We start from the raw sequence: 19021 nt of genomic DNA on the forward strand, positions 1-19021 counted from the left end.
CCCGGGCCCCCATGACCCGCATTCTCGTCGGCACGTGCTCCTGGACCGATCCCGCGCTCGTCCGCAGCGGCTGGTACCCGCCGGGGCGGCGGGACGCCGAAGGGCGGTTGCGGTACTACGCGGAGCGGTTCCCGGTGGTGGAGGTGGACGGCACGTTCTACGCCCTGCCCAGCGAGCGCAACAGCCTTCTGTGGGTGGAGCGCACGCCCGCGTCCTTCGTCCTCGACGTGAAGGCGTACGCGCCGCTCACCGGTCATCCCGCGAAGCAGACCGCGCTCGCCGACGTGCCGTTGGACGAGGTGTGGGAGCGGTTCGCGGCCGGGATCGAGCCGCTGCGCCGGGCCGGCCGGCTCGGCGGGGTGCTGTTCCAGTTCCCGCCGTGGCTGCGGCCGGGGGCGCGGGCGGAGCGGTTCCTGGAGGAGACCGCGCAACGGACCGCCGGCTGGCCCGTCCACGTGGAGTTCCGGCATCCGTCCTGGTGGGAGGAGGGGCAGTACGACCTCACCTGCGCGCTGCTCGGCAAGTACGACTTCGCCGCCGTGGCCGTGGACATGCGCCAGGGGCTGCCCGCCTCGCTGCCGCCGGTCACCCCCGTCACCTCGCCCCGGCTGTCCGTCGTGCGCTTCCACGGGCGCAGCTCCTCCTGGGGCCGCGGCAGCAAGGAGGAGCGTTTCCGGTACGACTACCCGCGCGCCGAACTCGCCGAGTGGGTGCCGAGGTTGCACGCGCTGGCCGAGCGGTCCGAGGAGCTCCACGTCCTGTTCAACAACTGCTGCGGAGCGGCCGCCGTGCACGCCGCCGAGACCATGGCCGAGCTGCTCAGCCCACGATCCTGACCGTCTTGGTGACGCTGGTCTGGTCGATGTCGGAGACCCTGATCGTCGCCTTCATCCGCCAGTCGCCGGCGAGGGGCAGGGTGAGGTCGTCGGTGCCCCAGTAGCCGCCCTTGTTCGTCAGCCGGGCGTCGATCGGGCCGATCCGCTGGGCCGGGAGGGTGAAGGAGAGCCGGAGTTCGGGGACCGTGGCGAGGCCGCCGTCGGCCGAGTAGACGATGGCCTGGACCGAGTTGTCGCCGGTGCGGCCCGGGTCGAGGGTGATCTGCACCTTGCCCGTGGCGCCGCCCACCGCGAAGGGGACGTCGGTCACGGACGCGGCGGGCAGTCCGCCCGTGGCCGGGCCCGCCTCGGCGGCCTCGGCCTGCGCCCGGCCCGGCAGCGTGCCGCTCAGCACCGTGCTCAGCACCAGGACCACGACTCCGACGGCCACTTCGGCGAGGACGGAGCGGCGCAGACCGTACCGGTAGGCCGGCGCGGCCGGCTCCGGGGTGCCGGGCACCGGCGGCGGGGCCGACGACGAACCGGCCGCCTTCTCCCGTACGACCCCCTCCGCCCGCGCCTCATCCCGCGCCTCGACCGAGGCCGAAGCCGAGGCTGAGGCCGACGCCGACGTCGACGCCGGTACGCCCACCCGCTCGGGCACCTTCCCCCGAGTGACCGCCCCCGTCTTCACCTCCGTCTCCGCATTCACATCCGCCACCGCCACCGCCTCCGCCTCCGCCACGGCCGCCACCGTCACCAGCCGTCCCGTCCACCGCCGCGACAGTCTCGCCGCGGTCAGCAGCAGCGTCACCGCGAGCAGTTTGAGGACCAGCAGATGGCCGTACGTCGTGCCGGTGACCGCGCTCCAGGAGCCGAGGCCGCGCCAGGACTGGTAGACGCCGGTGACGACGAGGACGGTCACCGAGGCGAAGGCCAGCCGGGAGAAGCGGGCGACGACGGCGGCCGGGAGCTGCGACGGCGCCCGGTGCAGCGTGCTGAGCAGGGCCGCGAGACCGCCCAGCCAGACCGCCATCGCCAGCACGTGCAGCACCGCGGACGTCATCGCCACCGGCACCTGGATCCCGGCGGACGCGTGCTCGGCGGCGGCCCAGGTCAGCGCGAGACCCACGGCGAGCACGCCGCCCGCCGCCTGCCACGCGCGGGGCAGCCTCGACTCGCCGAGCCGCAGCAGTCGTACGACGAAGAAGTACGCGATCAGCAGCAGCGCCAGGCGCACCAGGAGGGCCTCGCCGGGGCGGGTGCCCAGGGTGCGTTCGAGGGCCTTCAGGGAGAACGCGGCGGACGGGCCCGCGCCGCTCTCGTACGGGGCCCGCAGCACCAGCAGGAACACGGTCGAGCCGAGCAGGGTGCCCCAGCCCGCCCACAGCAGTCGGCGCAGCCGGGCCGGCTCCGGGGGGCGGCAGGCGGCGAGGAAGACGGCGGTGCCGATGAGCAGGGCGGCGCCGAGGTAGGCCAGGTAGCGGCCCATGTTGAAGAGGCTCTCCGTGGCCGGGTCCTCGGTCGGTCCGGTGTCCGCGACCACGATGGCCGGGGAGGGTTTGCCGACGGAGAAGGTGAAGGCGCCGGAGACCGGATGGCTGTCGGCCGAGACCACCCGCCACGCCACCGTGTAGGTGCCCTGGGCGAGCCGGGCGGGCAGGGTGACGCGGGCCGTTTCCGAGCCGCCCGCCCCGTGCCCGGCGTCGCCGACCTTCACGCGCTTGCCGTCGGGGGCGAGCACCCGGAAGGAGTCGTCGAGCAGGCCGACGGACTCGGTGAAGGTCAGGGTGATGTCGCGGGGGGCGGACCTGAGGACGGTTCCGTCCTCGGGGTCGGTGGCCCTGAGGGCCGCGTGGGCGGACGCCGCTCCCGCACCGCCGAAGAGGAGCAGGACCAGCACGGTGCCCAGCAGCACCAGCCCTTGAAACCCTCGCCTTCGCCGGCCTGTGCTGCTGCGCGCACGCTCACACCTCACGTCACTACTCCGTACCTGGGCTCCCGGTCTTCCCGACATGTACGGACGCGAACCCCGCAGCGCTCACCACGTCGGCCGGGCGGACACCCCGCCGTCCACCACCAGATCGTGCCCGGTGACCCAGGACGCGAGCGGGGAGGCGAGGAACACGCACGCGTCGGCCACGTCCTCGGGGCGCCCGAGCCTGCCCAGGGGCGCCTTCCGCAGCCACCGCTCCACTCCCTCGGGCCAGCTGTCCGCCAGCCCCTCCCGGTCGATCAGCTCGGGCGAGACCGTGTTCACTCGGATGCCGCGCGGGCCGTACTCCAGGGCCGCCGACCGCGCGTGCGTCACGATCGCGGCCTTGGAGGCGGCGTAGTGGGCGTGTCCGGGGGCGGGGTGGCCCGCCTCGATGGACGCGACGTGGGTGATGGATCCGCCCGGCCCCATGAGCTCCGCGGCCGCCTGCGTGCAGGCGAAGACGCCGGTCAGGTTGGTGTCCACGACGTCCCGCCACTGCGCGGCCGTCATCCCGGGCAGGGCCTGGACGGGCTGCACACCCGCGTTGTCGACCAGCGCGGTCAGTCCCCCGCCCCAGGCATCGGCCTCCCGGACCAGCCGCCGGCACGCGTCCTCGTCCCGCAGGTCCGCCTCCAGTACGACGGCCCGGGCGCCCGAGTCCTCGATCCGGGACGCCACCTCGCGGGCCGCCGCCACGGCCGTACGGCAGTGCAGGGCGACCGCCGCGCCCTGCTCGGCGAACCGGACGGCGATGCCCCGTCCGATGCCACCGCCCGCACCGGTGACCAGGGCGACCTGACCGTCGAGGAGTCTCATGGACGACACAGTCGCGCGATCCGCGCCGCCTCGGACGGGTAACGCGCCGTCAGCTCGGCCGCGTCACCGTGCTCGTAGCCCTCGTAGGTGAAGCCGGGGGCCATGGTGCAGCCGAAGAAGGTCCAGGCGCCGCGGGTCGTGCCCCCCATCCAGGTGCCCGCGGGCACGGTCAACTGGGGGTGCTGGCCGGCGCGTACGTCCGGGCCGAGGACGGCGGTGCTCGCCGTGCCGTCCGGGGCGAGGAGCAGGAGGTCCAGGGGGTCGCCGAGGTAGTGGTGCCAGATCTCGTCGCTGGGCAGGCGGTGCAGGGCGGAGTAGTCGTCCGAGGTCAACAGGGCCACTATCGCCGTGCCGTGCGGTCGACCGTCGGCGCGCTCGGTTCCGGCCCAGGTCTGCCGGAACATTCCGCCCTCGCGGGGGATCGGTTCCATGCCGTAGTGGGCGACGAGTTCGTCAGGCGTCACCCGGGAAGGCTACCTCCCTTGTCAGGAAAGCCAGTTGGGCACGCTTCTCGGGCAGGTGCACGTCGGGGAGGTCGATCTCCGGCAGGACGACCGCGTCCCCGGCGACGAAACCCTGCTTCAGGAAGCGGGCGATGGCCTTCTCGTTGCGCACGTCGGGGTCGACCACGACCCGCCGCTTGTCCAGGACCAGCAGCACGTACGTGGCCACGGCGGACAGCAGTGCCCCGGACCAGCCGGGCCGGGTGCCGTGCGCTCCGGGGGGCGGGAGCAGGAGGTGGATGCCGATGTCACCGGGTTCGACGGGGTAGCACTCGCCGACCCGGTCGGCCTCCGGGTCGTAGGTCTGCAGGAGCCCGGCGGGTTCGCCGTCCTTCTCCAGCAGATAGGCGTGGTGGGTGTCGAGGGTGTCCAAGTGGGCGTATATCTCGGCCACTTGCTGTTGCGTGAGGCCGTTCATGCCCCAGAACGCGGCGCGTTCCTCACGCACCCAGGCGTGCACGGTCGCGGCGTCGGCGTACGGGTCAAGGCGCAGCACGCGGACGGTGCCGTAGCCGTCCACCGTCTGGGTGTGGACCGCTTCACGGGTGGGGGTGTCGGACATCGGTCTCCTCAGTCTTCCTTCGTCAGGTGCTGCCAGTCGGTGACGACCGGTACGAGATCTCCCCGGAGCCACAGGGGGAGCTGGTCGCGGTGGTGGGGTGAGCCGGGCAGGCCGGAGGCGCCGAGCGGGACCACCCAGAGGCTGTCCTCGCGGCGGGCCAGGTCCCAGACGTACCGGGCGGCCGGGCCGCGCGCGGCGAGGTCGGTGAGTCCGGGCACCGCGGAGGTGCACAGGACGCAGTCGTGGTCGCCGGAGACGGCGGGGGCGTCCCGGTCGTGCTCGGGGAGCGCCTGCCAGGGGGCGAGGCGGTGGGTGTCGCCCCAGGTGCCCCGTGGTGGCCGGGCGGCCACGTCCTCCAGGGCGGCCCGCACGGTCTCGGCCCGGTCGATGCCGTACAACTCCTCGGCGCGCAGCAGGTGTTCGAGCGCGAAGGCGACCCGGGGCACGAGGCCGAGCCAGGGAAGGAGGACGTCGGGATAGGCGGGCGGCTCGGTCAGGGCCGCGAAGGCGGGGTGGGCGGCGAGCCGTCGTACGACCGCGCTGCGCACGGCGGCGTAGAGGGCGGCCTCCGTGCTGCTCGCGGTCATGCGGCGGTCCCAGCGCAGGATCGTCTCCCTGATGGCCTCGGCCCCGGCGCTCAGACCCTCCAGGGCCGCCATGTGATCCAGCAGGGGCTGCGCGGAGGCGAGGTGGGTGTCCATGTGGATCAGGGGCATGTCGGCGGCCGACCACCGCTCCTTCTCCGCCAGCAGGGCGGTGATGCGGTCCGCCCGGTGGGGCGGGGCGAACTCGACACCGAGCGGGGCGGCGGGGCCGCGCTGGTTGGCCATCACGGCGATGCCGTCGGTGAGACCGGCGCGGAGGGTGTCGTGCCAGCCCCGCCAGTCGTGCCCGGGCTCCCACGCGGGCACGGGCCGCAGCCGGTTGGCCTCCGCGCGCACCGGGACCCGCCCCGCGACCCGGTGCAGCAGACCTCCCTCGGTGTCCGCGGCCTGGACGACGTTCACGGGCTCGGCCCACAGGTCGAAGGCACGGTCCACGTCCGCGGTACGGCGGGCGCGCAGGAGCGGGAGCAGGGCGCTGAAGCCGAGGTCCTCGGTGACACGGGGCGGGTAGCGCAGGGACAGGGCGACGGGGGTCGGTGCGGGAGGGGAGCCGGGCCGGGAGGCGTCCGTGGCGGTGGGCTCCTCCAGCACTCCGCCCCCCTCCAGCCCTTCCGGGCCGCCCGCCACCACCGGTCCGCGTTCCGTCTCGATCACCTCGATCTCGACCGGGTCCTCGCCCGCCACCTCGACGGTCTCGGTGTGCCGGGTGGCGCGCTGCCAGGTGCCGTCCGGGCCGAGGGCCTCCACACCGGCGCCCGTGCGGCGCAGCCGTTCGCGGTAGAGGTCCTGGTAGTCGGCCATGGCGTTGGTGATGGACCAGGCGACGGTGCCGGTGTGGCCGAAGTGGGCGATGCCGGGGACACCGGGGACGGCGAGGCCGACGACGTCGAACTCGGGGCAGGCCAGGCGGATCTGCTGGTAGACGCCGGGGTCCTCGATGTAGCGGTGGGGATCGCCCGCGAGCACGGCGTGCCCGGTGACCGTGCGGGCGCCGGCGACCAGCCAGCCGTTGCTGCCGGAGGTGCCCGGGCCGTCGGCGGCGAACAGACCGACCGCGTCCGGGCCCAGGTGCCGCAGCGCCTCGTCCCGCCAGAGCTTGGCCGGGAAGCCGGCGAACAGGATGTGGGTGGCGAGCCAGACGCCGAGCGGTGTCCAGGGCTCCCAGCGGCCGGGGGCGAGACCGACGCGGGCGAACTCGGGGGCCCGGGTGGACGGCAGTTCCTCGTTCACGCCGTCGACGTACGCCCGTACCCAGTCCGCCGTCGGCGGGTCCCGTCTCTCCAGTGCGGCGAAACAGCGTCTCGCGGTGTCGTCCAGGCGGGCCCGTCTCGCGAGGGTGTCCCAGGACAGGGCCCCGGCGCCGAGGAAGGCGGCCGAGGTGCCCTGCGCGCGGTGCCGTTCGACCTCCAGCTGCCAGGCGCGGTCGCGGGCGGTGACCCGGCCCTGGGTGCGGGCGAGTTCACGCGCGCTGCCCGCGCGGAGGTGGGGTATCCCCCAGGCGTCGCGGTGGATCTCGGTACTCACCCTCGCACTCGCTTCCGTTTAAGTTAGGCTTACCTAAGTTCACTGGTGAGGGAATCGTACTTGAAGGGTGAAAGACCATGGGGCAGGGGCACGGCTGGGAGGGGGCGGTCCTCCGACTGCTGCGGGCGAAGGACTTCGTGTTCACCGTGACCGGCGCCGAGGACGTCACCGACGCGTACCGGCGGGTGCACCTCACCGACGGCGGGATGCTGGCGGCCACCGGCGTCCATCCCACGATGTGGGTGCGCCTGTGGTTCTCCGCCGCGGGCAAGCCGCACCAGCGTGCCTACACCCTGGTCGACCCGGACCCCGAGAAGGGCACGTTCACCCTGGAGTTCGCGCTGCACGACGGCGTCGCCAGCGACTGGGCCCGGGGCGCGAAGCCCGGCGACACGGTCGAGGCCACCGTCCACGGCACCGGGTTCGACCGGCCCGACCCCGAGCCCACGCACGTCTTCGCCTTCGGTGACCCGGCCTCCCTGCCCGCCCTCAACTCCCTCCTCGGCGCCCTGGACTCCTCCCCCGCGACCGTCTGGTTCGAGGGCGGCGACGAGGACCTGCCCTTCCGCACCGACCCGTCCCGCCACGAGGTCCGCCGGGTGCTCCGCCTGGACTCCGGGGCCCACCTGGTCGCCCAGGCGAAGGCGGACCTGCCCGGCCTGCTGAGCGGCCACCCGGACGCGTACGTGTGGATCGCCTGCGACACGGCGACGACCCGGGCCCTGTCGTCGTACGTCCGCAAGGAACTGGGGGTGCCGAAGGAGCGGGTCGACGCTCTGGGTTACTGGAGGCCCTGAGAAAGCCGCGCCGGGCGCACAACCCTTCGAGGGGCTGGTGGGTCGTACGGGGACAGCTGTTGTCCTGTACCGAACAGCAACCACCGCCTGTACCGGACGGCGGTTGCCGCTCACCGAGGAGTCCCGTTGCGCAGAGCCGTCATCGCGGCCGCCGTGCTCACCGCGTCCGTCGCCGTCCCGCTCACGCCCGTGACCTCGTCCGCCGCCGCCCCCTACAAAGGGGCCAACACCGCCGCCGTCCAGGACGACTTCAACGGTGACGGCTACCGGGACCTGGCGGTCGGCGCCCCGATGGCTGCCAACGGGAGCGTGGAGGAGGCCGGTGCCGTCGTCGTGCTGTACGGCTCGAAGTCCTCGGTGAGCACCACCCGCCGGACCGTCATCACCCAGGCCACGTCCGGGATTCCGGGCGGCCCGGAGGCCTGGGACAGGTTCGGCACGACCGTGGCCAGTGCCGACCTGGACCGGGACGGATACGCGGACCTGCTGGTCGGCACCCCGGACGAGAACGTGGGCGGCGTCGACCTGCGGGGCACCGTGACCGTCGTGTGGGGCGGGTCCAGCGGGCTGAGGGGCGGCGCGAGCATTGCCCCGCCGGCCGGTTACGGCGAGGGCTGGACGTACTGCCGCTTCGGCCTGTCGCTGGCCACGGGCGACATGAACGGCGACGGCGCCCCCGAACTGGGCGTCGGCTCCGGCTGCGAGGTCTCCTCCTACTCAGGGCCCTTCACCCGCACCGGCAAGGCCGCCTCGCACTACCGTGAGTCGCGGGTGAACGCCCGCGGTGTGGTGATGGGCGATGTGAACGGCGACGGCAGGGCCGAGCGCTTCTACCTCGCCGGCCCCACCGACGGTGACCTCCGCGGACCGGTCGATCTCGACACCGGCGCCCCCGACCCCGAGGACTACTCGGCCAACTGGCCCGCCGATCTGCCCTACGCCGACGGCCACGCCGGACAGATCGGTGACGTCAACGGCGACGGCTACGGCGACCTCGTCACGGCCGTCGCCGACGACGACCACACCATGAACGCGACCGGCGCCGCGCACAAGGGCGGCGAGATCCAGGTCCTCTACGGCAGCGCTCAGGGCATCACCGCCGGCCAGAAGCCCAAGGTCTTCCACCAGGACACCGCGGGCGTGCCGGGCGGCGCGGAGTGGGGCGACCTGTTCGGCCGGTCGCTGAGCGTCGGTGACGTGAACAAGGACGGATACGCCGACGTCCTGATCGGCTCCCCCGACGAGGCCGTGGGCACCCGCAAGAGGGCCGGCACCGCCGTTCTCCTGCGCGGTTCCGCCACCGGCCTGACCACCGCCAAGGCCGCCGGATACACCCAGGACACGGCCGACGTGCCCGGCGCCGTGGAGACGGGTGACGCGTTCGGCGAAGCCGTCCATCTCGCCGACCTCACCGGCGACGGCAGGGCCGAGACGGTCGTGGCCGCGCCCACCGAGAACAACGACGGCTGCCTGTGGATCGCCCGCGGCTCGGCCTCCGGACCGGTCCTCAAGGGCTCGGTGAACCTGTGCGGAAAGAGCGCCGGCATCACCGTCCGGGGCGTCAAGGGCTACTTCGGCGCAGCACTGACCAGCCCTCACGTGGAGCTGTGACCGCGGCGGGGGCATGATCGGAGTCATGGACGTCACCCTGCACCTCGCCCAGGACCCCGAGGCCGACGAGCTCCTCGGCCGCTCCCCGCTCGCCGCGCTGGTGGGGATGCTGCTGGACCAGCAGGTCCCGATGGAGTGGGCGTTCAAGGGCCCCCGCACCATCGCGGACCGCCTCGGCGCGAGCGACCTCGACGCGCACGACATCGCCGCGCAGGACCCGGAGGCGTTCGTCGCGCTGCTCTCCGAGAAGCCGGCCGTGCACCGCTACCCCGGCTCGATGGCCAAGCGCATCCAGCAGCTGTGCCAGTACCTCGTCGAGCACTACGACGGTGAGGCCGAGCTGGTCTGGAAGGGCGTCGAGGAGGGGCGCGAGCTGCTGCGCCGGCTGGAGGAGCTGCCGGGGTTCGGGAAGCAGAAGGCTCAGATCTTCCTGGCACTGCTGGGCAAGCAGCTCGGTGTCCGGCCGAAGGGCTGGCAGGAGGCCGCGGGCGCCTACGGCGAGCCGGACTCCTTCCGGTCCGTCGCCGACATCACGGGCCCCGAGTCGCTGACGAAGGTCCGCGCGCACAAGCAGGAGATGAAGGCGGCGGCGAAGGCGGCGAAGGCGGACGGGAAGTCCTAGTCAGCCAGGTGGCCCGTCCCGGGTGGCCGGGGGGCGCACGGTGGTCCCAGCATGGACCATGACCGAGTTCGACGACCGCTTCGACGACCGCAAGGTCCACGCGGGCCACCCTCCCGGCAGCGCCCCGCACGCGCCCGAACCGCCCTTCGAGGGCCCCCTGCACACCCTCGCCGAGGCCGCCTGGCAGGTCGTCCTGCTCACCGGTGCCGCCTCCCTGGTCCTCGGCGTCCTGGTCCTGGTCTGGCCCGACGCCTCCCTCCTCGCGGTCGGGGTCCTCTTCGGCGTCTACCTCCTCATCAGCGGCATCTTCCAGCTGGTCGCGGCCTTCGGCACGCACCGGACCACCGCGCTGCGCGTCCTGGCCTTCGTCAGCGGCAGCCTGTCGATCCTGCTGGGCCTGTTCTGTCTGCGCGGCCCGATGCGGTCGATCCTGCTGCTCGCCCTGTGGATCGGCATCGGCTGGCTGATCCGCGGCATCACCCAGACCCTGGCCGCCGCGTCCGACCGCTCCATGCCGGCCCGCGGCTGGCAGATCCTCCTCGGCGTGCTCACCTTCGTCGCCGGGATCGTGCTGATCGACTCCCCCTTCGAGTCGATCACCGTCCTCACCCTGGTCGGCGGTATCTGGCTGGTCGTCGTGGGAGCCGTGGAGATCGTCACCGCCCTCACCATCCGCAGCAAGGCCAGACACCTACCGCGCACGGTGTGACCTGGGCGGACACACCGGGAGAGTCACCGTCGTGCCAGGCCGTCGGTCGCGGGGCGAGGGCGCGTGGCCGGCCACAGGCAATGAACTGCGATGCCGCCCCTGTCCGGTCCCGCCGCCCTCGGCCGTCCCCTACCCCTTCCTTCTCCCTGCGCCCGGAGGACGGCCGGGCCGCCGCGGCCCTGGGCCCGGCGGTGAGCGGGGCGACGGCGGCACGGCCTCCGTCGGACTCGGGGGCCTGGACCACCCACCGGCGGGCACCGGCCGCGCCCCCGGCCACCGCCGTCCCCGCCCAAGGCCCACTGGTGTCCTCATGGCCGCCATGAATGGCCCGGCCCCTCCCGCAGGCCGGGCACGGACAGGCATCACCGGCAGAGGCGCCGACGGCAACGGCCGGATCCCGGAGCCGATGACCAGCACCCACCGGACGGCACCCCCCGGACACCCCTCGACACTCCTCACCCCGCCGCACCCTTTCCTCGCCGCGCCACCGGCATCCGAGCCGCCCCCGGCCACCGTCGCGTACGCCACTCCGGGCGGGTGAATTGCGTGGTCGCAGTGATGCAGCGGGCGTGCCGGTGGGGGAGACGACCTGTGTGAGTTCCGTACGACGTGCCCCGGGCAGCCGCGACTGGCTGCGGGCGCTCGTGCTGCTGCTCGCGTTGCTGGTCCCCGGTACGCATCTCCAGGCGCACGCGATGCCGCCCGTCCCGGCCGGGGAGATCGTCGAGTACGACGTTCTCGACACGGCCCTGCGGCCACCGGCCCGCGCCGTCCACCGTGCGGTCGTACCGCTGCGGCCCGTGCCGTGGCCGGAGCCTGCCCCCGGTGTGCCCGCGGACCGCCCGCTCCCCGCGCCCCCGCGGTCGCCGTACGCGCTGCCCGCCCTGCGTTCGGTGGTCCTGCGCTGCTGACAGAGCCCGTTTCTCCCGGCCTGTTCAGCACTCACGCAAGGAACACCGTCATGCCCGTCGATCCGTACGCGGTCCTGCGCGCTTTGCTGCGCGCGGAGGCCGCGCGCAGTGCGCCGAAACCGCAGAGCACGAAGAAGCAGCCGCCGGTGAGAGAGGAGAAGCGGGGCTGATCCGCCGGAGGAGGCCGCGGGGCTACCGCCGCCTCCTCCGCGCCGTACCGAAGAGCGAGCGGGTGATCTCCCGCCCGATCTGCGTGCCCAGCGACCGCGCCAGCGACTTGAACATGCCGCTGCCGACGACCTGTTCGACGACGGAGGGGTCGTCCGCGCGGGCCGGGGTCGGGGCCGGCGGGGCCTTCATCTCGTCCGGGCCCTTGGCGCCGCGGGAGTCGAGCTTCTCGTACGCCGACTCCCTGTCCACAGCCTGTGCGTACCGTCCGTACAGCGCGGAGGCCCTGACCGCCGAGTCCAGCTCACCGGTGTCGACCGGTCCCATCAGGGACTCGGGAGCCCGCAGGCGGGTCGCGGCGACGGGCGTAGGCGCCCCCTTCTCGCTGAGCACCGTCACCACGGCCTCCCCCGTGCCCAGGCCGGTGAGCAGCTCCTCCAGGTCGTACGCGGAATCGGGGAAGGTCCGCACGGTCGCCTTCAACGCCTTCTGGTCGTCCGGCGTGAAGGCCCGCAGCGCGTGCTGGACCCGGTTCCCGAGCTGCGCGAGGACGTCGGCGGGTACGTCCTTCGCGGTCTGCGTGACGAAGAAGACGCCGACTCCTTTCGAGCGAATCAGCCGCACGGTCTGCGTGAGGGAGTCGAGGAACGCCTTGGAGGCCCCCTCGAAGAGCAGATGCGCCTCGTCGAGGAAGAACACGAGCTTCGGCCGGTCGACGTCCCCGACCTCCGGCAGATCGTGGAAGAGATCGGCGAGCAGCCACATCAGGAAGGTCGAGAAGAGCCGCGGCCGGTCCTGCACGGCGGCCAGCTCCAGCACGGACACCAGGCCGCGCCCGTCGTCCGCGGTCCGCAGCAGCTCGGCGGTGTCGAACTCCGGCTCCCCGAAGAAGTCGGCCATGCCCTCCGCCTCGAAGGCGGTCAGGGAGCGCAGGATGACCCCGGCCGTGGCGGTGGACAGGCCCCCGATGTTCTTCAGCTCGCTCTTGCCCTCGTCGGAGGTCAGGAAGGCGACGACGGCCCGCAGGTCCTTGAGGTCGACCAGTTCCAGCCCCTTCTGGTCGGCGTAGTGGAAGATCAGGCCTAGGGACTGCTCCTGGGTCCGGTTGAGCTGGAGCACCTTGGACAGCAGGAGCGGTCCGAAGCTGGTGACCGTGGCCCGGACCGGGATGCCGTGCCCGATGCCGCCGAGGGCGTAGAACTCCGCGGGACAGCCGGCGGGCTCCCACCGCTGGTGCACTTCCGCGGCCCTGGCCTGCACCTTCTCGTTCCGTGCGCCCGGTGCGGAGATCCCCGACCCGTCGCCCTTGATGTCGGCGAGGAAGACGGGGACCCCCTGCGCCGACAACTGCTCGGCGATGAGCTGGAGCGTCTTGGTCTTGCCGGTGCCGGTGGCGCCGGCCACGAGTCCGTGCCGGTTGAGCATCGGCAGGGGGATCCTGACCTGCGCGTCCGGGAGGCAGACGCCGTCCCACAGCAACGCGCCGAGTTCGAGCGTGGGCCCGGTGAAGGCGTAGCCGGAGGCGATCTCCAGGGCCTGCTGGGGCAAGGCGGCGGGGCGGGACTGTGCCTGTGGCATGGACTGGTCGGTGGTTGCCGCGGCGGCCCCCGTCGTGCCCCGCGGCGGGGTCTTTCGCTCGCTCATACCAAACCCCTGCTCCCGGTACGCCCCTTTTCATGGCTTTTTTCCAGCGTCGCACTCGCTCGCCATGGCTGCGCCCGGAAGGTCTTGACCGGTAGGCTTTCCGTGTGATCTTCAAGCGCATCGGAAACGGCCGGCCGTACCCCGACCACGGCCGGGAAAGCACCCGGCAGTGGGCGGACGTCGCACCGCGCCCGGTCCGCCTCGATCAGCTGGTGACGACCAAGGGCCAGCTCGACCTGGAGACCCTGCTCGCCGAGGACTCGACGTTCTACGGCGATCTCTTCGCGCACGTCGTGAAATGGCAGGGCGACCTGTACCTGGAGGACGGCCTCCACCGCGCGGTGCGGGCGGCGCTCCAGCAGCGACAGGTGCTGCACGCGCGTGTGCTCGAGCTGGACTGAGTGACCGCGCTGTAAAGGTTTGGCCCTTTCGGGTTCTCCTGTGCGGTGGTCAATGATCATCTAGTAGGCATCGCCGCCCAAGCGCACTACGCTGCGCCCATGAGCATGCTGACGCCCCCCGGCATGGGCGGTAAGTACCGGATCACGGGCGACAAGTACCCCCGGATGCGCCGGTCCCGGCGGCGCGGCAGGCTCGTGCTGGGCGTGGTGGCCTCCGCCGCGGCCCTGAGCCTGGTCGGCTGGGGCACGCTCCAGCTCATCGACGTGTTCACGGGCGGCGGGGACCAGGCCTCCGCGGCCGGTGCCAAGGCGAACTGCACGAAGAAGTCCGGCGCGTCCCCCGCCGCCTCCGCGGCCCCGCTCCCCAAGCCGGGTCAGATCACCGTCAACGTCCTGAACGCCACGCCCCGCGGCGGGCTCGCGAAGAAGACGGCGGACGAGCTCAAGAAGCGGGGCTTCCGGATCGGCGACGTGGGCAACGCGACGGCGACGTACGACAAGAAGGTCAAGGGCACGGGGATACTGCTCGGGCCGTCGTCCGCCCTCAAGACCTCCCTGCCGGTCCTGGGCACGCAGCTCGCCTCCGCGGAGACCCGCACGGACACCCGCAAGGGCGCCGAGGTCGACCTGATCATCGGCAACGGCTTCAAGAGCCTGAGCAGCAAAGCGGTCGCCGACAAGGCACTGGCCGCGCTGACGGCCCCCGCGCCGGCGGCCACGGGGTCCAAGAAGAGCTGCGGGTAGCTGCGCCGGCTCGGGCGGGGCGCCAGGGGGGTGCCGGGTTCGGTCGTGGGGCGGGTGCGGGTCCGTCGTGGCTGTGGTCGCGCAGTTCCCCGCGCCCCTGAGGAGTTGCAGTCACGCAAGCCACGACGGGCCGTTGGTCAACTCACCCGCCGGTTGTGGGGTGGGTGCGGGCCGGTGGGGGCTGATCGCGCAGTTCCCCGCGCCCCTGGGTGGGTGCAGTCACGCACGCCACGACGGACCGTTGGCCGCGGACGGCGGCAAGGGGACGGGGTGGGGGGTGTCCGCCCGCAGCGGCCGGCGTCCGTTACCGAGGACAGCTGAAGCGACCGAGCCGCCGGACCGAGGACGGACACCCCCCCACCCCGGCACCGACCACCCACCGGACCGCACGCGCTACAGAAGCCCCCAGAGACCGCAACGGGCCGCCGCAGGCATTCAGGGGCGCGGGGAACTGCGCAAAAACGCCCGCCCCCACCGAACCCGCACCCGCTACTCCGCCGCCCCGTACAGACGATCCCCCGCATCGCCCAGCCCCGGCACGATGTAGCCGTGTTCGTTCAGGTGGTCGTCGACCGCCGCCGTCACCACCGTCACCGGCGTCCCCGCCAGCTCGCGCTCCATGATCTCCACGCCCTCCGGGGCGGCCAGCAGGACCACCGCCGTCACATCGTCCGCGCCGCGCCGGATCAGCTCACGGATCGCCGCCACCAGCGTGCCGCCGGTCGCGAGCATCGGGTCGAGGACGTACACCTGCCGCCCGGAGAGATCCTCCGGCATGCGCGCGGCGTACGTGGTGGCCTGGAGCGTCTCCTCGTTGCGGATCATGCCGAGGAACCCCACCTCGGCGGTCGGGAGCAGCCGGACCATGCCGTCGAGCATGCCGAGCCCGGCACGCAGGATCGGGACCACCAGCGGGCGGGGATACGACAGCTTCACACCGGTCGTGGGGGCGACCGGGGTGCGGATGTCGACCGCTTCGGTGCGCACGTCGCGCGTGGCCTCGTAGGCGAGCAGGGTGACCAGCTCGTCGGCGAGGCGGCGGAAGGTCGCGGAGTCGGTGCGCTGGTCGCGCAGCGTGGTGAGTTTGTGGGCGACCAGAGGGTGGTCGACGACGTGGAGACGCATGTCCACAACAGTAACCGGGTCCACCGAACCCCTCGCGCTGGCGTCAAACCGCCCGACCGGGGGAAAGTGGGAGGGACGGACTGGGGTGGTGAACCGATGCCTGACCTGCCTGAGCACGAACCGTCGTCACAGGAGACCGACGCCGAGCGCCGGCGCCGACGCGCGCAGTTCCTGCGCGATCTCGCGGAGGCCCGCGAACTGCGTGACCGGGTGCAGCCGCGCCGGGCGAAGGTGGCCCGGCTGCGGCACGCGATGCGTATGCGGACCTTCCGTTGGTAAGAAAGATCACGTGACCCGGGGCGCCCCGCGGAGCACTCCGGAGACCCTGAACAGGTGGCCGTGCGTGGGCCCTTGGAAAAGCCGCGTACGATCCCGCTCGTGGCGGCGACGAGTGCGCTGGTGAGTCCTTCACCGACGTGCCGACGCGCGTGCGATCAAAACCACCGGACACAGGGTGCCGAAGACGTCCCCTGAACGCCTTGTTTCTGCCACGATTCCGAGTGGGTGGGGCTCGGAGCCGAGCTCTCCCCGCCCAACCTCCGCCGGGGGGACCCCCAACCGGCACGCCTATGACCAGTGGGAGAGTCACGGTGTACTTCGCCGCACTGCTCGCGCGCACCGAAGACGGGTGGGAAGCGAGCGACACAGAACTCCTCGACAATGTGGAGACGCTGTCGGATCTGGCCGACCTCGCCCGGGAAGCCGCGGCCGAGGACGACACGGTGCTCGTACTGATCGAGCAGGAGGACGCCTGGTTCGGCGTCGTCCGCATCGACGGCGAGGAGGACCCTCGTATCTACGTCTCGGACGCCGCCGCCGCTGCCCGCAGCTCGTACGGGGAGATCCTGCTCACCGACGAACTGCTCGGAAGGGAGCCCGGCGACGACGGCCCGGACCTCGACGCCCTCGACCTCGACGGCACCGAGGACGGTGAGGACGAGGACGACGACGATGACGTCACCGCCGAGGCGGGCGGCGCCAAGGAGGCCGTGCCGCACGGCCCGGTCGGCGACTCGCAGGTCCTCGACGACCTGGGCGTCAGCGAGAAGGAACTGAAGGCCCTGTCGGAGGACGCCCTCACCGAGATCGCCGAGTCGTTGGGCGCCTCGGAGGTCCTGGAGACCGTCCGCTGACCGCTGGGACCGAGAAGGAGGGCAGCCCGGACCCGGTACGAGACCGCTGGCGGGCCGCGATGCGGCTCGCCCTGGACGAGGCCGGCCGGGCGGGCCCGGACGTGCCGGTGGGCGCCGTCGTACTGTCCCCGGACGGTACGACCGTGCTCGCGGCCGGCCACAACGAACGCGAGGCGGTCGGCGATCCGACCGCGCACGCGGAGGTCCTCGCGATCAGACGGGCGGCGGCGGAGCTCGGCGAGTGGCGGCTGACCGGCTGCACGCTCGTCGTCACGCTGGAGCCCTGCACGATGTGCGCGGGCGCGATCGTGCAGTCCCGGGTGGACCGGGTCGTCTACGGCGCCCGGGACGAGAAGGCGGGCGCGGCCGGCTCCCTGTGGGACGTCGTCCGCGACCGGCGCCTCAACCACCGCCCCGAGGTGATCGGGGGCGTCCTCGCGGAGGAGTGCGCGGGGCTCCTCACGGAGTTCTTCCGGGACCGCTGAATACGGATTTCAAAGCACGCCCCACCTTGCTGTAAGGTCTCCCTCGGTAGCGTGTCCGAGCGGCCGAAGGAGCTCGCCTCGAAAGCGAGTGTGGCGCAAGTCACCGAGGGTTCAAATCCCTCCGCTACCGCTTGAGAAGGGCCCCGTCGAAGGACGGGGCCCTTCGTGCGTACTGATCACCCCGGTTACACTCGCGCCCCAGAAGCAACAGAGGTACCAAGCGGGGGAGGCCGCGGTGGCGGTGAACGGTAAGAAGCTCGCCGTCTATGTGCTCGTGGTCTTCGTGCTGTACGTGATCATCACGGACCCGTCCAAGGCCGCCGAGTACGTGGAGATAGGGTTCCAGGGCATATCGGACGCCGCCAAGGCCGTGGGCGACTTCTTCACATGGCTGGCCGACGGCGCGCACTAGCTGGGAGCTCAGATGATCCGTCACCTCGTCCTCTTCAAGCTCAACGAGGGTGTCGAGCGCGACGACCCGCGCGTGGTCGAGGGCGTCGAGGCCTTCCGCGCCCTGGACGGCAAGATCCCCGAGATCCGCTTCTGGGAGCTGGGCTGGAACCTCAGCGACCGCCCCATCGCCTACGACTTCGCCATCAACTCCGGGTTCGAGGACGCGGCCGCGCTGCGGACCTACGTCGAGCACCCGGAGCACCAGGCGGGTGTGGCGTTGTGGAAGGAATTCTCCACCTGGGTGATCGCCGACTACGCGTACTGAGCCGGGTGCTCCGAAGCCTCCTGCCGGGAACGGCGGGAGGCTTTTCTGCGTCTTTGAGCCCAAGTTGCCCCTCAACACGGCGTAACCCAACGTTATGCGGTGCTTGCACACAGTGCACATGTCTTGTGATGCTATGACCGCTTTTGACGGATGAGTTGACCAACGAAGAGGTGGCGTTGACCGTGGCGGCCAGTACCGCGCCTCCCCAGGAGGCCCCCCAGGAGGCCGCCCCACGCAGTCGCGGCGCCGACACCCGGGCGCTCACCCAGGTGCTCTTCGGCCAGCTGAAGGAGCTCCAGCCGGGCACTCCGGAGCACAACCGGGTGCGGGCGGCGCTCATCGAGGCCAACCTCCCCCTCGTGCGCTACGCGGCCGCCCGCTTCCGCTCCCGCAACGAGCCGATGGAGGACGTGATCCAGGTCGGCACCATCGGGCTGATCAACGCCATCGACCGCTTCGACCCGGACCGGGGCGTGCAGTTCCCGACCTTCGCGATGCCGACCGTCGTCGGCGAGATCAAGCGGTACTTCCGCGACAACGTCCGCACCGTCCACGTACCGCGCCGGCTGCACGAGCTGTGGGTGCAGGTCAACGGCGCGACGGAGGACCTGACCACCGCCTTCGGGCGCACCCCGACCACCGCCGAGATCGCCGAGCGGCTGCGCATCACCGAGGACGAGGTGCTGTCCTGCATCGAGGCCGGCCGGTCGTACCACGCCACCTCGCTGGAGGCGGCCCAGGAGGGCGACGGACTGCCGGGACTGCTCGACCGGCTGGGCTACGAGGACCCGGCGCTGGACGGCGTGGAACACCGCGACCTGGTCCGCCATCTCCTGGTCCAACTCCCGGAACGCGAACAGCGAATCCTGCTGCTGCGCTACTACAGCAATCTCACCCAGTCGCAAATCAGCGCGGAACTCGGTGTCTCACAGATGCACGTTTCGAGGCTACTGGCGCGTAGCTTCCAGCGGCTGCGGTCCGCCAATCGGATCGACGCATAATCGCGGCGGATAGCGGGTGCATAAGGGGCGCACGGTCGCACGTCCCGTAACGCCGCAGTTCGCAAGCAGGATCGAGGCGTAACCGGCGCGAGCGAATCGCTCACCGGCGCCGTTCCCGACACTTCTGTGCCGAAAAACCGTCAGACCCC

General features: G+C 72.2%; 21 protein-coding genes and 1 tRNA gene. 15 read left to right on the forward strand and 7 right to left on the reverse strand.

Going from position 1 to position 19021, the window contains the following annotated elements:
* Positions 1 to 11: 11 nt before the first annotated feature.
* Positions 12 to 836 (forward strand): DUF72 domain-containing protein, encoded by an 825-nt coding sequence (locus M2163_RS24935; protein ID WP_280895071.1) that lies wholly within the window; start codon positions 12 to 14, stop codon positions 834 to 836.
* Here M2163_RS24935 and M2163_RS24940 read toward each other — a convergent pair.
* From M2163_RS24940 to M2163_RS24960, 5 genes are all read right to left on the reverse strand, one after another.
* Positions 820 to 2733 carry a copper resistance protein CopC gene (locus M2163_RS24940; protein WP_280895072.1) on the reverse strand — a complete coding sequence of 638 codons (1914 nt, stop codon included), beginning with the start codon at positions 2731 to 2733 and terminating at the stop codon, positions 820 to 822. The genes M2163_RS24935 and M2163_RS24940 overlap by 17 nt on opposite strands.
* 123 nt (positions 2734 to 2856) lie before the next feature.
* Entirely contained in the window at positions 2857 to 3609 is a 753-nt protein-coding gene (locus M2163_RS24945) for an SDR family NAD(P)-dependent oxidoreductase (protein WP_280895073.1), read from the reverse strand.
* A complete protein-coding gene (locus M2163_RS24950) occupies positions 3606 to 4073 on the reverse strand; it encodes a cupin domain-containing protein (protein ID WP_280895074.1) in 468 nt (155 codons plus the stop codon). The genes M2163_RS24945 and M2163_RS24950 overlap by 4 nt, the downstream gene beginning before the upstream one ends.
* Positions 4063 to 4674, reverse strand: coding sequence for a GNAT family N-acetyltransferase (locus M2163_RS24955; protein WP_280850617.1), 612 nt, complete (start codon positions 4672 to 4674; stop codon positions 4063 to 4065). Before M2163_RS24955 ends, M2163_RS24950 begins: the two co-directional genes overlap by 11 nt.
* An 8-nt stretch (positions 4675 to 4682) precedes the next feature.
* Positions 4683 to 6803, reverse strand: coding sequence for a penicillin acylase family protein (locus tag M2163_RS24960; protein WP_280895075.1), 2121 nt, complete (start codon positions 6801 to 6803; stop codon positions 4683 to 4685).
* Between the two features lie 77 nt (positions 6804 to 6880).
* Here M2163_RS24960 and M2163_RS24965 point away from each other — a divergent pair, with 77 nt between their 5' ends.
* The 5 genes from M2163_RS24965 to M2163_RS24985 all read left to right on the forward strand — a co-directional run bounded on the left by M2163_RS24965 (position 6881) and on the right by M2163_RS24985 (position 11453).
* Positions 6881 to 7600: a siderophore-interacting protein gene (locus M2163_RS24965; protein WP_280850615.1), complete on the forward strand. Its 720-nt coding sequence runs from the start codon at positions 6881 to 6883 to the stop codon at positions 7598 to 7600.
* Between the two features lie 126 nt (positions 7601 to 7726).
* Entirely contained in the window at positions 7727 to 9211 is a 1485-nt protein-coding gene (locus M2163_RS24970) for an FG-GAP-like repeat-containing protein (protein ID WP_280895076.1), read from the forward strand.
* A gap of 25 nt (positions 9212 to 9236) precedes the next feature.
* Positions 9237 to 9833 carry an HhH-GPD-type base excision DNA repair protein gene (locus M2163_RS24975; protein ID WP_280895077.1) on the forward strand — a complete coding sequence of 199 codons (597 nt, stop codon included), beginning with the start codon at positions 9237 to 9239 and terminating at the stop codon, positions 9831 to 9833.
* Positions 9834 to 9891: 58 nt separating this feature from the next.
* Entirely contained in the window at positions 9892 to 10542 is a 651-nt protein-coding gene (locus M2163_RS24980) for an HdeD family acid-resistance protein (RefSeq protein ID WP_280850612.1), read from the forward strand.
* Positions 10543 to 11135: 593 nt separating this feature from the next.
* On the forward strand, positions 11136 to 11453 hold the full coding sequence (locus M2163_RS24985; RefSeq protein ID WP_280850611.1) for a hypothetical protein: 318 nt from the start codon (positions 11136 to 11138) through the stop codon (positions 11451 to 11453).
* Positions 11454 to 11645: 192 nt separating this feature from the next.
* On the opposite strand, the gene M2163_RS24990 is transcribed toward M2163_RS24985, so the two are convergent.
* On the reverse strand, positions 11646 to 13199 hold the full coding sequence (locus tag M2163_RS24990) for a helicase HerA-like domain-containing protein (protein WP_280897310.1): 1554 nt from the start codon (positions 13197 to 13199) through the stop codon (positions 11646 to 11648).
* 170 nt (positions 13200 to 13369) lie between these two features.
* On the opposite strand from M2163_RS24990, the gene M2163_RS24995 reads away from it, so the two are divergent.
* Together M2163_RS24995 and M2163_RS25000 are read left to right on the forward strand one after the other, a co-directional pair.
* Positions 13370 to 13666, forward strand: a complete 297-nt coding sequence (locus M2163_RS24995; protein WP_003999914.1) for a type II toxin-antitoxin system VapB family antitoxin — start codon at positions 13370 to 13372, stop codon at positions 13664 to 13666.
* A 99-nt stretch (positions 13667 to 13765) separates the two neighbouring features.
* On the forward strand, positions 13766 to 14410 hold the full coding sequence (locus tag M2163_RS25000; protein ID WP_280895078.1) for a LytR C-terminal domain-containing protein: 645 nt from the start codon (positions 13766 to 13768) through the stop codon (positions 14408 to 14410).
* Between the two features lie 489 nt (positions 14411 to 14899).
* Here M2163_RS25000 and upp read toward each other — a convergent pair whose 3' ends face one another.
* The gene (gene upp / locus M2163_RS25005; RefSeq protein WP_280850609.1) at positions 14900 to 15535 is read right to left on the reverse strand and encodes a uracil phosphoribosyltransferase; all 636 of its coding nucleotides are present in this window, start codon (positions 15533 to 15535) and stop codon (positions 14900 to 14902) included.
* A gap of 96 nt (positions 15536 to 15631) precedes the next feature.
* Between upp and M2163_RS25010 the strand changes: the two genes are divergently transcribed.
* The 7 genes from M2163_RS25010 to M2163_RS25040 all read left to right on the forward strand — a co-directional run bounded on the left by M2163_RS25010 (position 15632) and on the right by M2163_RS25040 (position 18872).
* A complete protein-coding gene (locus M2163_RS25010) occupies positions 15632 to 15814 on the forward strand; it encodes a hypothetical protein (protein ID WP_007383124.1) in 183 nt (60 codons plus the stop codon).
* Between the two features lie 311 nt (positions 15815 to 16125).
* Positions 16126 to 16668, forward strand: coding sequence for a hypothetical protein (locus M2163_RS25015; protein WP_280854153.1), 543 nt, complete (start codon positions 16126 to 16128; stop codon positions 16666 to 16668).
* 59 nt (positions 16669 to 16727) lie between these two features.
* Positions 16728 to 17153, forward strand: a complete 426-nt coding sequence (gene tadA, locus M2163_RS25020) for a tRNA adenosine(34) deaminase TadA (RefSeq protein ID WP_280850608.1) — start codon at positions 16728 to 16730, stop codon at positions 17151 to 17153.
* 45 nt (positions 17154 to 17198) lie between these two features.
* Positions 17199 to 17283, forward strand: a tRNA-Ser gene (locus M2163_RS25025).
* 105 nt (positions 17284 to 17388) lie between these two features.
* The gene (locus M2163_RS25030) at positions 17389 to 17565 is read left to right on the forward strand and encodes a hypothetical protein (protein WP_280850607.1); all 177 of its coding nucleotides are present in this window, start codon (positions 17389 to 17391) and stop codon (positions 17563 to 17565) included.
* Positions 17566 to 17577: 12 nt separating this feature from the next.
* Positions 17578 to 17871 carry a Dabb family protein gene (locus M2163_RS25035; RefSeq protein WP_037711848.1) on the forward strand — a complete coding sequence of 98 codons (294 nt, stop codon included), beginning with the start codon at positions 17578 to 17580 and terminating at the stop codon, positions 17869 to 17871.
* Positions 17872 to 18041: 170 nt separating this feature from the next.
* Entirely contained in the window at positions 18042 to 18872 is an 831-nt protein-coding gene (locus M2163_RS25040; protein WP_280854152.1) for an RNA polymerase sigma factor SigF, read from the forward strand.
* The last annotated feature ends 149 nt before the right edge of the window (positions 18873 to 19021 follow it).

Source organism: Streptomyces sp. SAI-135 (assembly GCF_029893805.1).
Taxonomy (GTDB): Bacteria; Actinomycetota; Actinomycetes; order Streptomycetales; family Streptomycetaceae; genus Streptomyces.